Raw genomic sequence first — 16,016 nt, 5'->3', positions numbered from 1 at the left:
TTGAAGTAAGCTATTCAATTTATTCACACTGTGTTACAGTGTCGCATCATAAAATTATAAAATTAGGATACGAATTAAATGGAAGATTTAAAAAGAGCGACCTTTGCAATTATTTCTCACCCAGATGCGGGGAAAACAACAATGACAGAAAAACTTTTATGGTTTGGTCAAGTTGTACGCAGCGTAGGTATGGTAAAGAGTAAGCAAGGTAACTACGCAAAATCAGACTGGATGGAGATGGAAAAAGAACGTGGTATCTCAATCACTTCATCAGTTATGTCATTTCCATATAATGAACGTGCCATGCACCTTCTCGACACTCCTGGTCACAAGGATTTCTCCGAGGATACTTATCGTACGCTAACTGCTGTAGAGAGTGTTCTAATGATGATTGACTCGGCCAAAGGTGTTGAGACTCAAACAAAGAAGCTAATGGAAGTATGTCGAATGCGAGATACACCAATTGTGTCTTTCTGTAATAAATTTGACCGCGATTCTCTTGACCCATTTGAACTAATTGATGATGTTGAAAAGACTTGTTCTATTCAGTGTGTGCCAATGACTTGGCCAATTGGCTCAGGTGTTGACTTCAAAGGTGTATACGATCTTAAGAAGAAAACAATTATGAGTTTTAAAGATGCTCAAGATCCATTTAGTCCAAATATCATTGATGCAAGCGACTTAAGAGCTCAGCACATTGTCGACTTTGTTGGCGAAGAATTATTAGAGAAGTTAGAAAACGATCTTGAAATGATTAGTGAACTAATGCCTGAATTCGACGAAGAAGAGTTTTTAGCAGGTATCATGACTCCAATGTACTTTGGATCTGCTCTTAATAACTTTGGTGTAAAAGAAGTTTTAGATACATTCTCAAAATTTGCGCCAGGTCCAGGAAAGCGTGAAGTAATCACTGCACCACTAGAAAAAGGTGAAACACGTATTGTAGAGCCAAGTGAATCTAAATTTAGTGGTTTTGTATTTAAGATTCAGGCAAACATGGATAAGAAGCACCGAGATCGCGTCGCTTTCATCCGCGTTTGTTCAGGAAAGTTTACACGCGGCCAAAAAGTTACATTAGCAAGAACAGGAAAAGAATTAAAAATAGCAACACCGCTAATCTTTCAAGCGCAAGATCGAGAAATTACTGAATATGCAATTCCAGGAGATATCATTGGTATCCACGATTCTGGAAAGCTGCAAATTGGAGACACTTTTACAGAAGGTGAAATCATGCAGTTTACAGGGATTCCAAGCTTTGCCCCGGAACTATTTAAGAGAGTTCTCTTAAAAGACCCAATGAAAGGAAAGCAGCTTGATAAAGGTCTACAGCAACTATCTGAAGAAGGTTCTGTTCAGTTGTTTAGACGCCATAACTCAACAGAGAAAATTCTTGGTGCAGTTGGTGCCCTGCAATTTGAAGTTGTCCAACGTCGCCTAGAAGACGAATATAATGTTAAGGGAGAATACGAAGGCTTCCCTTACAACGGTATTAGATGGATAAAATTTCCAAGCGAGAAAATTAAAGACGAGTTTATTTCGCGCTATAGTGCAAATATCGCTTTTGATATTAAGGACCGCCCTTGCTTTATTTACCGCACGGAATGGGACCTTAAGCTTGCAACGGAAAAGTATGCTGATGTAGAGTTTTTCAAGACAAATGATTTCAAATAGTTAAGCTAATCAAACTAAATTGCTTGATAAACAAATAAAAATTAACTATGATGAAGTGTCTTTAAGACAACACAGCACGGCACAACAGGATTTTTAATTTGAAGTTTTTATTTGTGGAAGATGAAGTTGAATTAGTAGAGCTCTATCAATACATGTTTGATCGCATCGGATTAGATTATGAAGTTGCGTACAATGGTGAAGAGGCGCTTGAGAAAGTTAAGAATGGAAAATTCGATTATATTTTCTCTGATATTCGCATGCCAAAAATGAATGGAATCGACTTCTTAAAAAACCTTATTTTAGAAGGACTAGATTTCAAGAAATTTATTTTTGTAACGGCCCACCAAGAAGTGTCTCTTGATGAAGTAAAAGAACTAGGCGCACATGACATTCTTTATAAGCCAATTCGCCATCAAGTCTTTATGGATTATATTCAGGATTTACAAGCTTAAAAATTAATATAAAAAAAAGGGCCTCTGATGAGGCCCTTTTCTTTTCTATAAAATTTCGTTTAATAATTCTTCACAACTATTTGTTCTCACAAACTCTCCAGGTAGCTCACGAGCTGGAACAATATCTTGTCTCATCTCTTGGGCAGCAAGAGCTGCACGGATACGGTGCTCATTATCCATTGTATTTAACTCATCAGCTGGCCCTGGAGTCCACTGACGTCCAGTAGAGTTAAGAGCTTCATCGCTACTTCTTGCATCAACAGCTTTTCCCCAACCAGGTTGATGAGGATGGATTGCCATTTTCTCATCAATACTTCTAAAGAAGATTTTATCTGACTCTAGTTGAGAAATAGATAAACCTTCCATTGCAGCTGTACGGAATTGGTTAACATCAAGTCCTAAATCATCACATAACTTTTTAAGATCATCTTCAACCATATCTGGTTTCTTAACATAATCAACGTGAGTCGTATTATCAATTTCACCAGATAAGGCAGTCGTACTATTGATGGCCTTATCAAGCATTGCTCTTACAAGCTGAATCTGCATTGCTGATTCGGCCGCATCACGAGGAGCATTGAACATTCTAAACTCACCTTTTCTAATTTTTGGATCGACTCTAAAAGTTCTTCTCCAATCTGTTGTAGGATTAGAGATATCAAAGTCATCTGTTACAAACTCTTCAGGGATAACATCCTGAAAGTAAGCTGAAACATCAAGTTGGATATAACGAGTCTTACGTCCAAAGCGAGTATTAAAGTACCTTTCATTATAAAGAAGCTTTTTAAGTTCTTCTTCAGATCCATTAAAGTCCTTAAGTGCATTCTTAAGTGTATCACTTACAACGACAGGCTCTGAAGTGTGTGTACGATTAATATGCTGGAACATTAATGAAATGATCCCTCTATGCTCGTGGAAGATTGTTAAGAATCTTGCAAGGGCCTTAGGGTTACCATCAAATGCAGCAAGGTCAATATTGACGTGACCACCACCGGCCATTAATGATGGAAGAACATTATTCTTCTCAAAAGCTTTATATACCGACGATACCTCTTCAATAGTAGGAGTAAACTTTGGCGTAATTAGCTCAATCGTTCCCCCACGTGGAGAATCTGCAATGATCTCACCAGAAGGAGTATATGAGCGGCCAATACCATCCCATTCAACTTGCCATTTTCGGCCTTTAGAATCGCGAATTGCATAGGCAACATCAAGTCCGTGCCCGTGTCCATCAACTTCTAATTTAACAGGTGCCTCACCTTCTTCTCCACCAATTTCTTCATAAAGATCTTGAGCAACTCTTTTAATAATTGCTTCACGCTCTTGTGATGACAGATCAATAACAGTTTGTACCCAAGCGCGCTTACCATCTTCAAGACGATCTTTAGAAGTAATCGACTTAAGTCTTAATGGGAACTTACCAGAGTACTCGATACCAAGATCAATCTTATTAACATCGACTGGATTTGCAACTCTATTAGGAGCATCGACGTTGGCCTTAAAGTCCATTGTTAATGCATTATAGTCCATTTTCTTAGGACGCATATAGGCTTCAAGATCATCAATTAACTTAGAAGCTGAAACCCATGTACGATTCATTTCACGAATTTCTTGCTTTAATTTGTCTTGAGACATATTCGGATCAAGTAGAGCGACCTTCTGTGTATAATCTTTAACAAGATTTTTAATGATCTCGCGCTTTGTATCCCCAATGAATGCAACCTCTGGTTCTGTCCAGCCCCAGAACATCACACGGTAGTCGGCCTTAATTCCTGCCTTTTGCATATTAGCGATTGCCTGTTCGACAACACTCAGTTCAATACCAAATCGCGCTGCAATACTTTCAGGCTCTCTAAATGCAGGGCTATTTAAGTTATAGTCTGAAATACTTGCAATGCCACTAAAGTCATTGGCCCCAATACGAGCGGCCAGTGTCGTTTGATAAAATCTTGCAGGCGCAAGGTTCTTTGTTCCGGCCCTAAACTCTATACCTAAACCACCAGTCTTTTCAATCCATGGCTTCCACTGATCGTCTGGCCTAATTACACCACGTCCACCATGATAAAGATTAGTAAGGTTTGATTCTGTTTGAACATTCTTATAATTGGCAAATTCAATTCCAGAGTTACCTTTAATACCATTTAATACAATATAAGACTGAATCGTACGGTAGAACTCTGAAAGCTTTGCTTCATCGAGATCAGGGTGCTTTCTAAAAACAAGTCTCTGGTGACCAGGAGCTTGAAAGAGTTGAACTTTATTCTTACCAGTTAAAGGATCGCGCACAACTTGAGAAAGAGATTCCCTAAACCATGCAACCATTTCTTCGAATTCACCATAAGTATTTTGGGCCTTAAAGTTAATCTCCCAACCACCATTACCACCACCGTGGCCATGGGCATCTGTAAGAAATCTTTCGGCCTTACCAAAGTTAGGCTTCCACTCGCGGTAGTCTTGCTTGTTACCAAGAAATTTATGTGGTTTGCTATACCAACCACCACCTTCTGGTTGAACAATCTTTGGAAGACCAGGAAGGTTTCCAGTAAAAAACTTACGCCTAACAGTCGGCTTAATGAAAGTCATTGATCGATCTTCCATCTGCTCAAATAGATTGTAGAAAACTTTTTCTAAAGTTGCTAAGTCAGCTGTTTTAATATCAGTTGCCTTAAGCTCAGTTAAGTCAATAACCTTAGGGTTTCCTTCGGCGTCTACAACGTCTCTTGCGAGATCAATCTTTCGACCTGTCGTAACGTCTTTATAAGTACGATATCCATTAGAATCCTTTGCATAATTTTCTAAGAAATCGCGAAAGAAAAGCTCTTTATTTGCATCTGAAAGAGTATCAATATTCTTTTTAATAATTGCCGTCGAAGGAGACATGACTCTTGTTAATAGAGAAGAAGACGCTTCTTTTTCGGCACCGTAAGTTACCCCTCCAAGCATGCCTGGAAGAGTTTTATCATCTACTAAAAGCGCCTTGGCACTATATGATGCTCCAGAATACTGAAGATCGGCCCATGCTTCATAAGCAGTTTTGAAACTTCCATCAGAAGATGGATTTCGATAATCACCATGCTTAAGTTGGGATACCCCAAAAAAAGCAGCTGTCCCAATTGCAACAGTTCCAACAACTGGCAAATAAAGATCTTTAAATTTTCTATTAGTATCACTCATACGCTATACCTTCATTTTTTATTATTTATTTAATTATTTGAAAAAACACTTTTTAGCTTTTAGCTCTTCAATACTATTTGCTGTTTCAGGAGTCTTATCGCTAACTTTATAAAGTTGCTTATAAAACTCATCTTCTCTTTTAGAAACTGGCTTCTTAGCTGCTTCATTAATGGCCTTAGCTAGTTTCGCTGCTCTTTGTGGCGAAAACTTACCATCAATAATTTTCCAGAAAGATGCCTTTGCAGTAGGTCCAGCAAGAGTCACATTTCCAGCCTTGTCAGCATTGTATTTTGAAACAGCATCATAGAACTGCTTGTATTCTTTCTTTGCTCCTCGATCATTAAAACTTAAGAATAACGCTAGAGTCTTACGCTCACCTGCATCGAGGTAACGAGTGACATCTTTAGCATTGCCCTTTCGAGACATCTTGCTAATGTAGCGAGAAATAGATGTAGAACTTTTTGGAAGTCGTGAAACTTGTTTTTTTAAAACTGGATCAGCAACAACAGTAATATTTGACTTGAATCCAAGACTAGCTAATTGATCCGATTTACAATATGAACAATTTAAAATCTTACTAGAGTCTTCACCATAAACAGATGCAATATAAGCAAGATCATTTACAATATCCTTAAACTCTTGCCCTGTTACGGTATCGTGATTCATTTTTAATGCAGCTAGAATACGACCTATTTTTGCAGCATCTTCTTTTGTCGTATTTGGCCTTAGCTCAACAAGGGCATCACTCAAACTTGCATGTCCATGCGAAAGCGAAGCGACACTATTATTAATCGAATCTTTGAGGCTTGTAACAGAAGCGCCAGAGACCCCTTCTTTCACAATTTTAGATTTGATTGAGACCGGCTTCAATAAAAGCTCGCCAAAAGTAAAGATACTTGCATAAGTACTTCCAGAAATTGCTACAAACGCATACAGCGCAAGCATACTTCTACCCATAAATTTCATTAAACTCTCCTCACGAAATAGAATGTGAATCAATTGTATATATGTTAAAATTGATAAGCTTTCGTAATATCGTCTTACTTAACGGAAACCTTAGTCGCATACTTTAGTCAGGTACTTGCAAAATATTAAAATTTAAGCATAATCTTTGTGATATCAGCTGCTTGAATTTACAGAAGGAAAAATCATGAGTGCAATCAATGGCCGCATCAAAAAACTTTATCGACATAAAAAGAAATGGGCCAAGAGAAATAATATTGATTCATTTCGCCTCTATGACAGAGACATTCCTGACTTTCCTTTCATTGTTGATATTCACGCCAATTACTGTGTTATTTATAAAAGAAGCATTGATAAGATTGACGCTGATAAGAACCATCTTCCCCTATTGGTTGAGGCCATTAAGGAACACACTGAACTTAACGATGATGCCATTTTCATAAAAGAAAGAAAGGTACAAGGACAGGATTTTCAATATGAAAAATCTAAAGGTGAAACTCCCCTTATTTCTCAAGAAGGTAATTTAAAATTTAAACTAGTTTTAAATAAGTATATTGATACAGGCCTCTTTCTCGATCATAGGCCACTAAGGCAATTATTAGCAAAAGAAGATTTTCAAAATAAAAAAGTATTAAACCTTTTTTGCTATACAGGAAGCTTATCTGTTGCAAGTGCATATGCTGGAGCAACTGTAACAAGTGTTGATATGTCTAATACGTATCTTGATTGGGCAAAAGAAAACTTTAAACTTAATGAATTAGATATCAATAAACATACTTTCATTAGAGAAGATGTTTTAAAATACCTAAAAGATGAAGCTTTAAAGCAGGACAAGAAATACGATGTCATCATCCTTGATCCACCATCAATGTCAAAATCTAAAAAAATGGATGTTGTATTTGATGTGCAAAAAGACCACGAGCTTTTAATTGAGCACTGTTCAAAACTTCTTGAAGATAGTGGCGTCCTCTATTTTTCAAATAACTTACGTAGCTTTAAACTTAGTGAGCAAGTACAACAGAGCTTTGAAGTCAAGGATATGACAAGATGGAGCATCCCTGAGGACTTTCATGATCAAAAGATTCATAAGCTTTATAAAATCCATTTGCACTGCTAGAGGGATATCCATATAATAACTATACATGATTAAAAACTTACTTCTTATTTGTTCCATCTTACTCGTATCACAGACGTTTGCAGCGACTGTACTGATTGACCCTGGTCATGGCGGTGAAGACTGTGGGGCCAAGGCAAAAGTGTGGAGAAAAAAGAAGCTAAACGTTGTTTGTGAAAAAGATGTCACACTAAAAATTGCTGTTAAATTGAAAAAGTATATCAATGAAACAAAGAGGCACCGCGCTTATTTAACAAGAACAATTGATAAAACAGTCTCTCTACAAAAAAGAGCAGATATGGCCGACATTATTAAGGCCGATATTTTTATTTCAATCCACTTAAATGCGGCCGAAGACAATAGCTCAAGTGGCTTTGAAACATACTACTTAAACAATCACCAAGATGCTGCGATCGCAAAAATTGAAGCGGTAGAAAACCGAGATCTTGAAGGAAAACAGGTCATCATCAACAATATTCTAACTGATCTTGTCGTTGAGCGTGTTGCACCAGAATCTAAAAAGCTTGGGACTAAAGTTCACGATGAATTAGGAAAGCTTCTAACAAAGAATTATAAGATGAAAGACCGAGGCCTAAAACCGGGCCTTTTCTATGTACTAGCATTATCAAAAAGACCTTCTATTCTCTTAGAGGCCGGCTTTCTTACGAACACTACTGAAGCCTCTCTTGTTTTAGATGATTGGTTTCATCACCTCTATGCAAAATACTCAGCAAAAGGGATTATCAGCTACTTAGACTCAATCTCTGGCCCAAGTCTTTTTTAATACCTCAACATTTCCCTCAAGTATTAATCTAAACATTCCGAAAAGATCAATGAAATGTATCGTTTTATTATTATTTTATTCATATTTATATCTACGACCTTTCAAGTCTATGCTTCAGACGATCTGTCGGCCTGTGTTTTAAAACGTGGCAATATTAAATCAGATGCACAAAGTGCAACTCCGATATGTAGTGCAACTATCCTCGATCGAAATACGATAGTATATGAACAAAGTTGTACACGTACATCTAATCCAAGGGCCCTACAATTAACTCGCTATTATGTATCTTGTCATAACGATAGCATTAGCTATCGAATTCCCGCTGTCAGATACAATCAAAGAGATGCTGCTCATAAAACCCTAAAGCTAGACACACCCATCGCCTACTTTCCAACAAAGCATCATAGCGACGAAAAACTTTCTAATTGTAAAATTAAAGCAGCATCAAAAGAAGTTGATGTAAGATCAACACATCTTATAAGTGATATTAAAAAGCTTAAACTTTCGAAGTCATATAGCGCTTCACCTATTATTTGCCAAAATCAAACGAATCAAGAAGAGATCCTTGCTGGGATAATCTCTAGTGATGGACAGTTTATCCCTATGAATAAACTGAAAGAACAGTATGAGCTTGAGTCTGATTTTTTAGCAACTCTTGAGGACACAACTTATAGTGAAGAATCGGCAGTTATCGTTTGTAATAATGCAGCAGAGTGTATTGCAAACCTTATTACTCCTGCCATTGAATTAAATGAACAATTAAACGAAATCATCTCTAAGCTAAATGGATACGAAAAAACTTCTATTGCAAAAGAAAGGCAAGAGCTTACAAATGAATTTCGTGATCTTGAAAAAGAGTGTCATCGTAAGTCACTTACAGCAAGGCTTAGCTACTCAAATATGGAATCCCCTGACTTTGGAGACAAAACAATGGGAGTCATTGAAAGAGGTGCTATTGGTGTCTTTAACTTCTTTGGAAGCATTAACCCATTTGATAAAGAAGAATTTCTGTATACAACATTTAAGAATATTGGTGCAATTTCTGAAAACTTAACAGAGGCAAGAATTAAAGAAATATTTGATGATGTTAACAAGAAGGATATTGGTAATTTCGATAAAATAAGGGAGCTAGCAAGCGCTTACTCAAAAGAAGTTGTCAATTTACTACTTGATGACATGAAGACTTTTTCTAGTGAACAAGAAAAGATGGCCTTTGTTACACCTTACCTTAAAGACTTAGATAAGTGTCTTAATAAGGCCGTCAGAAAAGATCAAGTCATCGAATGTTCAAATATATTCACAAATAATATTGCACTAGCTATAGGTGAGAAAGAATTAGAAAAACAAATTGGCCTTAATTTCACACCAGAAGATGGCATACCGACACTTAAATCAAAGTCAACAAACGCATATATGAAGTGTGTGAGTGAAAACTTTAATAAGTTTGAAAAGATCATCGACACAACATCAGTCGTTAAAGGTTGTGTCTATACAGGAATCCTAGAAAGTTATCATCGTACTCGTGCTGGACGTGTTAATGATGCAATTAAAGGCTACACAGGAAAATCACAAAACAACGCTATTGTTGGAGATATACTAAGGAAGTCAAATAACTGTCGTTATGCACCTATTGTTAATGAAAAGGGTCAAACACCACAAGAATATCTTGTGCTTGCTAAAATGAGTACCGAACAATTCACAAAAACAATTGGTGAATGTATTGATAGTCTTAAGATGAGTGCAACTTACGATGTAGTAGAAATTGCAATCTTAACTAATCCAAAGATATCTGAAAGCCTATCTCAAAATGAAAAAAATCTTTTAATTGAAGAAATTAAAACGAAGCATCTACCGGCCTGTATGAATGCAAAGAATACAACTGACGGAAATGAATGTTCAGCATTTATTACGGCCATGGCAACAGCACAAGCTGCAAAGTCAATTTTAGCACTTGAGTTTGATAAACAATTTGATGCTCTTAATATCGACGAGGCCCAAAGAGTTCGTCTTTCTCAAAGAATTATTGGAGATTATGAAATTTGTATTGAACGAGCAAAAAGAGAAATATATCGAGACCTGACAAAAAACATTGATGAAAATCTTATTAACCAGTGCTTAACAGGGGCCATCACTTCCCTTTCAGGATCAATTCTAAAAGATAGTATTTATAAAGCAACAAGTGACAAAGGTATTACTGACACAGTAGTTGAAGCGGCAATATCAGAGCAAGAGCTATCAAGAGTAAAGAATACAATGAAAGGTTGCCTAGAAAGCGATCTTTCAAAACACACATCATTAGGCTCATATCAAGATGAAATGAACAATATTATTTCGGCCTGTACATTTAAAACCCAAAGAAGTGTCATTGGTTTAATTGCAAAAGAAATGGCACATGCTCAGGTAAAAGAGTTTAACTTACCAACAAACGAGGTTAATTCCCTCAATAGATTTATCGAGAATCACATAACTAATAGTACTCCTGATAATCTTGATAGCAACGTCGACACCCTAACTCCTCTACTTATTAAAAGAGTTGCTCCTGGAGCAATTGAAAAGACTCTAGAGGATTTTAAGTCGAAATTTACAAAAGCTGAATTTGAAGCAGCAAAAGAGAAAATCAGTACCCAACTTAACAATTGTCTTGATAAGACACTTGCAGATAAAGAAAGAAACAGTGAAATAAACGCAACAACGGCAGCGAGTATTTGTATGTCAGTGACTGTTAAGGATGCTTACCGTTCACTTGCTCCAAAGATTATAAAAGAAACGATTGCACCACTTTTTAGCAACGAACCAAACAAAGTAGCATCTCTAACTCAAACATCTTCAAGAAATTTAATGAAGTGTCTTGACTCGGTAAGTGATGATATAAAAGCACAGGATAACGCAAAAGATTGCCTTAGCAGTGAAATTGGAAATATCGCCAAATCAATTGCAAAGACTCTCCTTTCTGATCTTAATAAGTTTGCAAATCCAAATGCAACATTACAGGACTTCACGAAATCACAAGCATACCGCGAATTTGAACGTTGTATTGATGGGCCTAGAAACCCTGATCTAGAAGAGGCCACTCAAAATATGAACTCTTGTGTTACTAAACTTGAAGCACAAGCAAAAGATGAAGTTAAGAATCGTTTCATTCAAGTCTATGGAAGACAAAACCCAGAGCAACTAGGAAAGGTCATGGATATCCTCCTCACCATTCCTGCAAAAGCTCAAGAAACTGGTCACAAACAAGATTCGTCATCTTCTGAGGGAATGCCGAATGCACAACTTATTTCAACTCTTGAGCTAGTAGGATCTACACTTAAGTATTCATGCGAAAATAATACTGCTATCTGCGATCAGGCAATTCACAACACAACAATTGCAATGCAAAGGCATGGCCTTGATAATCCTTCGTCTTCAACAGCACAAAATACCCAGGCCCTCATGGAAAGTGAACTGCTTGAAAACCTCATCACTTCACAACTGGGAATGAATTTAAATGAAGTCTTTAAAAAAGAGCTAGCTTCTTATAATGGGCCAGATAATCTTGTTATCGAAAAGATTGAAGATATTACAAACAATCGTCTGCTAACAGATATTATGAGAACACCACAAGGGCGCAAGCTTAAAGAATATATTCTTAAAAAAGTTGAAGAAGGTGCAATTGATAATATTGCAGAGGATACTAATCTTAGAAAGTTACTTGCTCAAGCACTTACAAGTGATACAAAAGATGGATCATTTGGCGATCAACTTTCGTATGCTCTTGTTCAAACTGAGCTTAATCGCATGAGAAATCGCTCACGTGGCCTAAGAGGTTTCTTTAGAGAGTTTACGATAAACGCAGGAGACCTCCTAAATATTATCGATAAGAAAGATTTCAAATGGTATAAAATTACTAAAACAAGAACTGGTGCTCGTGCTCGAGAATATATAATTAAAGAAATTATTGCACCAGCGATTGAAGGGCGTGATTTAAGCGCGGAAAGGGCATCTTCTAAGAAGTATAAGAACCAGCAAGAAGAAAGGCTGGATCGTTTCAAATCAATGCTAACAGATGCTTTAAAAGAGGCAAACAAACTATAAAAAAAGGCTTCCGATGGAAGCCTTTTCTATTTTAATTCTTAATTCATTCTTTGTAGTAGGCCATCTCCATTTACGTAGAAGATATCTGTTTCATCAATCGATTTCAAAACTGATGATGCCTTGTAGTTAATATTAACTACTGCTGAAGCAACTGGTGAATCCATGCTTCCCTGATTTGCAATTGACATAATCTCACTTGAAGCTGAGAAGTTAAATCCCCAAGAAACACTTACGTTACTTGCACTTACAAAAAGGCCAGTAATATAAGATCCCTTGCCTTCAAACTTTCCACCGTATTGAAATACAACTGTATAAACGAATGAGATAACCTCAGAGCCAAATCCATTGCGGTAAGCAACTTTGAATGAGCGAACAATTGGAGCTCTCCAGTGAGACATTGAAGAGAATGTTCCATTAACATCTTCCATATTTGGGATGATACTGATTGGTTTTGTAAACTTTGTGCTACTAACAGGTTTTCCTGCATCGACAATCTTCCAAATCTTTTGCCCAAGGGCCAAAATCTTATCAACTGTCATAAAGACTTCACCAAGTCCTGCGCCACTCTTCTCATTTGTTAACTTGTTATAAACAAGTCCATAACGAGGATAAACTTCAGTTACTTCACGATCAACAATCTCAAGATACTGTTCTTGATCTCTTGCATCGAGCTTTTCAAACTTCGCTTTATTCAGCGCTCTAGCATCTAGAGAGAATGCATTCGTACTAAATAGTAATGTAGCGATAACTGCCAAACGACTTAAACTTGTAAACGATTTCATGGACCCTCCCTTTAATTTGATGACCTATAAGTAGCTATTTCAAGGCCCTACGTCAATTCAAGAAAGAGATGATTTTTGATTGTAAGTTTTTTTCACAAAAACCGTGAAAAATATTCACAAAGTATGTGAACAAAACTTATGTTGACTTACGCATATCTTACGCATAACATATTGTTATGGCATTAACAAAGAAACAAAACCAAGTTTATCTCTATATAAAGAATTACTACCTGGCCGAGGGCTATGCTCCTACGCAAAAAGAAATTAAAGAGCATTTTGGCCTTAAGTCATTCGGTTCCGTAAATAAATATATGCACTATTTGCAAGAGGCCGGAAAAATCGAAGTTGACTGGAATGCTCGTCGTGGAATTAAGTTACTGGATGTGGAGCAAACAACATCTAATGTTGATCAACAACTAGCGTCCTTAACAAATATGAGTCCACAATTTAGCGAGATTCCCCTTCTTGGTGATGTTGCAGCAGGAAATCCAATTGAGGCCATCGAAAACCCAAGTGAGCACACTCTCGTACCAAGTCATATGGTCTCAAGGCCAGGAAGATACTTTGCACTAAATGTACAAGGTGACTCTATGATTAACGACGGTATTCACGAGGGAGATATTCTCGTTTGTCGTGCGCAAGAAAATGCTAACCAAGGCCAAACAGTCATCGCTCTTGTTGATAATGAGGCCACAGTTAAAAACTTCTTTAAAAAGAAAAACTCAGTTGAGTTGCATCCTGCAAATGATCGCCTCTCACCTTTTGTCATCACAGCAGAAAATGACTTTCGAATCGCAGGTGTTGTTGTTGGTCTAATGCGAAGTTATGAATAAAATTGGTTTTATATCAAAACTCATTGCTAATGCCTCGGGGCCATTTATCTATCAAGATGGTAAGTGTGTTCTTAGCTATGAAGAATTAAAATCTCAAATACAAGAACTAGACGAAGCATCAAAGGCCGATGGTAAAAACTTAAGCTACAAAGTTTTATCCTGGCATCCAGACAATAATATTTGCTTTCTCATTGAATACTTTCGCTTAATCGAGCATGGAATAACTCCAATCCTAGTTGATGCAAGAAGATTAGAAGCTTCGCCCAAAGACTATGAGCTCGATAGTTTAATAAATGCAAAGCTTGAGGGAATTCTAAACGAAAAATCATGCGCAAGTGTCATTTACACCTCTGGCTCCACGGGCCGTCCTAAAGGTGTAAGACTAAGTCTTGAGTCACTTTTAAATAGTGCACAAGCAACCGTAGAACATTATCATATAACCCCTAATGACAACTGGGCCTTATCACTTCCACTTTTTCACATCGGTGGAATCATGATTGCTTGGCGCAGCCTTATTGCGGCCAGCTCACTTACTATTGTTAACGCCGCACAATTAGAAAATGATTTAATACTCAATACACAAATTACAATCTGCTCTCTGGTTCAACTTCAACTAGCAAGATTAATCGATGATCCTCAAATGATTTCGAGAATGAGTCAAATGAAGGGTGTCGTTCTTGGTGGATCAAAAGTGGCAACAGCATTGATAAATAAAGCAACACAAGAAGGGATTTATTTATCAAACTCATTTGGGGCAAGTGAGTCTTGTGCGCAGTTTCTGGCAACCCCCTTTACAAGAGACATAAAACTTCTAAGCACATGTGGCAAACCCATGGATGGCAAAATTAGCATTATCGATGCTAAATGTGTTCTAGAGGGAAAGAGCATCGCTCTTGGCTACCTACACGGCCAAGACTTCAATCAGAAGTATTATACTAATGACCTGATCGAAGTTGATCAAGACGGTAATTACACAATCAAAGGGCGAAGTGATTTCGTTTTCCAAAAAGCTGCAGAGAATATAAATCCTGAAATCATTGAAGAGAAACTTTCTAAATTCTTCAAGAATATTTATGTGTCACCCTTAAAAAACGAAAGGTATGAAAATCTTATTGCCATTACTTATTGCGATGACATTTCATTAAAAGATGCGCAAGAGACTATTGAGCGAGAGCTTATCTCTTTTGAGAGACCACACCTACTATTTAAGGCCATGGACCTCAAAGACGTGCAAGTGGCGGTGAAAATAAATCGAGAAAAAATAAAAGAGCTCACTAATAAACTCTTTTTAAAATTTGATGAAGAAATTGCAATCAGCGTTCAAGGAAACCCTAATGGTGATCTTATTTTCATTTCTCACGGTTTTATGGGAAATGCACTAGAGCTAGAAGAGGCCACAAATGGCCTGGCAAAGGACTACCTACTTATCTATCTCGACCTACCGGGACACGGAAAGAATTACAAATTAAATTCTCTTAAAACATTTAAGCAACAATTAATTTCTTCTCTTAAGAAAATTGATAGAGATAAGAATGTACATTTCATTACATATTCGATGTCCGGGCGAATCTTTAACGAGATTCTTCGAGACAATGAATTAGCAGATCTTACTAATATTAAGAATTTTATAAATGAAAGCGGCGCTCCAGGATTTCTAGGAAATGAAGAAGAAAGACAAAAACGTCTCGCACATGACTCTGGCCTTTTTGATGGAAAGAATGAAAAAACATTCTTCCGAAATTGGTATGATCAAGGCGTCTTTAAAGGAATGAACGATTGTCTTGGCATAGATGAAATGCTTACTCGCAAAGAGAAAGAATATGTAAAGTACGCTCAAGCCTGGTCTAAGGTATCACCACAACTTTCTGTTGCTATGCAAAGGGACTTAAGAGATCTTAACGAATTACCACAAGGCATCACATATCATTACCTCTGCGGCGCTCTAGATACAAAGTACAAGGCATACTCTAACGCCTACACACAATCTGATCACGTGAAATTTCATAGCTATATAATAGATGATGCTTCTCATAATATACACTTTATGAATAAAGAGACTTATTCAAATCTTCTTAAAAAAATATTCAAATCTTAACTTTCTAACAACTTCTTACTATCTCAAATACATATTTGTCGTTTACTTTTTGACGACCTAATATATTTCTTCAC

Annotated in this window: 10 protein-coding genes; 7 read left to right on the top strand and 3 right to left on the bottom strand. The window is 37.0% G+C overall.

Annotated elements, in window-relative coordinates:
- Positions 1-78: 78 nt before the first annotated feature.
- Both ACMAYL_RS01145 and ACMAYL_RS01140 read left to right on the top strand, forming a co-directional pair.
- On the top strand, positions 79-1,671 hold the full coding sequence (locus ACMAYL_RS01145; RefSeq protein ID WP_412469501.1) for a peptide chain release factor 3: 1,593 nt from the start codon (positions 79-81) through the stop codon (positions 1,669-1,671).
- A 98-nt stretch (positions 1,672-1,769) separates the two neighbouring features.
- Entirely contained in the window at positions 1,770-2,123 is a 354-nt protein-coding gene (locus ACMAYL_RS01140; RefSeq protein WP_392992057.1) for a response regulator, read from the top strand.
- 45 nt (positions 2,124-2,168) lie between these two features.
- On the opposite strand, the gene ACMAYL_RS01135 is transcribed toward ACMAYL_RS01140, so the two are convergent.
- Both ACMAYL_RS01135 and ACMAYL_RS01130 read right to left on the bottom strand, forming a co-directional pair.
- The gene (locus ACMAYL_RS01135; RefSeq protein WP_103217161.1) at positions 2,169-5,297 is read right to left on the bottom strand and encodes a hypothetical protein; all 3,129 of its coding nucleotides are present in this window, start codon (positions 5,295-5,297) and stop codon (positions 2,169-2,171) included.
- Positions 5,298-5,330: 33 nt separating this feature from the next.
- The gene (locus tag ACMAYL_RS01130) at positions 5,331-6,263 is read right to left on the bottom strand and encodes a hypothetical protein (protein ID WP_103217160.1); all 933 of its coding nucleotides are present in this window, start codon (positions 6,261-6,263) and stop codon (positions 5,331-5,333) included.
- A gap of 184 nt (positions 6,264-6,447) precedes the next feature.
- Here ACMAYL_RS01130 and ACMAYL_RS01125 point away from each other — a divergent pair, with 184 nt between their 5' ends.
- From ACMAYL_RS01125 to ACMAYL_RS01115, 3 genes are read left to right on the top strand one after another with little or no spacing between them, the layout of a single operon-like run.
- On the top strand, positions 6,448-7,377 hold the full coding sequence (locus ACMAYL_RS01125; protein ID WP_103217159.1) for a class I SAM-dependent methyltransferase: 930 nt from the start codon (positions 6,448-6,450) through the stop codon (positions 7,375-7,377).
- A gap of 25 nt (positions 7,378-7,402) precedes the next feature.
- Positions 7,403-8,158, top strand: a complete 756-nt coding sequence (locus ACMAYL_RS01120; protein ID WP_103217158.1) for an N-acetylmuramoyl-L-alanine amidase family protein — start codon at positions 7,403-7,405, stop codon at positions 8,156-8,158.
- A 54-nt stretch (positions 8,159-8,212) separates the two neighbouring features.
- Positions 8,213-12,232, top strand: a complete 4,020-nt coding sequence (locus tag ACMAYL_RS01115) for a hypothetical protein (protein WP_412470599.1) — start codon at positions 8,213-8,215, stop codon at positions 12,230-12,232.
- 38 nt (positions 12,233-12,270) lie between these two features.
- Here ACMAYL_RS01115 and ACMAYL_RS01110 read toward each other — a convergent pair whose 3' ends face one another.
- Positions 12,271-13,014 (bottom strand): hypothetical protein, encoded by a 744-nt coding sequence (locus ACMAYL_RS01110; RefSeq protein ID WP_103217156.1) that lies wholly within the window; start codon positions 13,012-13,014, stop codon positions 12,271-12,273.
- Between the two features lie 176 nt (positions 13,015-13,190).
- Here ACMAYL_RS01110 and lexA point away from each other — a divergent pair, with 176 nt between their 5' ends.
- Complete coding sequence (lexA, locus tag ACMAYL_RS01105) at positions 13,191-13,847, top strand: transcriptional repressor LexA (protein ID WP_103217155.1); 657 nt, start codon at positions 13,191-13,193, stop codon at positions 13,845-13,847.
- On the top strand, positions 13,840-15,942 hold the full coding sequence (locus ACMAYL_RS01100) for an AMP-binding protein (RefSeq protein ID WP_412470598.1): 2,103 nt from the start codon (positions 13,840-13,842) through the stop codon (positions 15,940-15,942). The genes lexA and ACMAYL_RS01100 overlap by 8 nt, the downstream gene beginning before the upstream one ends.
- Positions 15,943-16,016 lie beyond the last annotated feature (74 nt).

It is taken from the genome of Halobacteriovorax sp. RT-2-4, assembly GCF_047085445.1.
Lineage (GTDB): Bacteria > Bdellovibrionota > Bacteriovoracia > Bacteriovoracales > Bacteriovoracaceae > Halobacteriovorax_A.
The sequence above is the reverse complement of the archived record's forward strand: the minus strand, read 5'-3'. Positions and strand labels throughout refer to the sequence as shown.

Bases quoted from the DNA above. Each gene is read 5' to 3' on its own strand.
- ACMAYL_RS01145 (WP_412469501.1), top strand. From the start codon at position 79: ATGGAAGATTTAAAAAGAGCGACCTTTGCAATTATTTCTCACCCAGAT.
- ACMAYL_RS01135 (WP_103217161.1), bottom strand. From the start codon at position 5,297: ATGAGTGATACTAATAGAAAATTTAAAGATCTTTATTTGCCAGTTGTT.
- ACMAYL_RS01130 (WP_103217160.1), bottom strand. From the start codon at position 6,263: ATGAAATTTATGGGTAGAAGTATGCTTGCGCTGTATGCGTTTGTAGCA.
- ACMAYL_RS01125 (WP_103217159.1), top strand. From the start codon at position 6,448: ATGAGTGCAATCAATGGCCGCATCAAAAAACTTTATCGACATAAAAAG.
- ACMAYL_RS01120 (WP_103217158.1), top strand. From the start codon at position 7,403: ATGATTAAAAACTTACTTCTTATTTGTTCCATCTTACTCGTATCACAG.
- ACMAYL_RS01115 (WP_412470599.1), top strand. From the start codon at position 8,213: ATGTATCGTTTTATTATTATTTTATTCATATTTATATCTACGACCTTT.
- ACMAYL_RS01110 (WP_103217156.1), bottom strand. From the start codon at position 13,014: ATGAAATCGTTTACAAGTTTAAGTCGTTTGGCAGTTATCGCTACATTA.
- lexA (WP_103217155.1), top strand. From the start codon at position 13,191: ATGGCATTAACAAAGAAACAAAACCAAGTTTATCTCTATATAAAGAAT.
- ACMAYL_RS01100 (WP_412470598.1), top strand. From the start codon at position 13,840: ATGAATAAAATTGGTTTTATATCAAAACTCATTGCTAATGCCTCGGGG.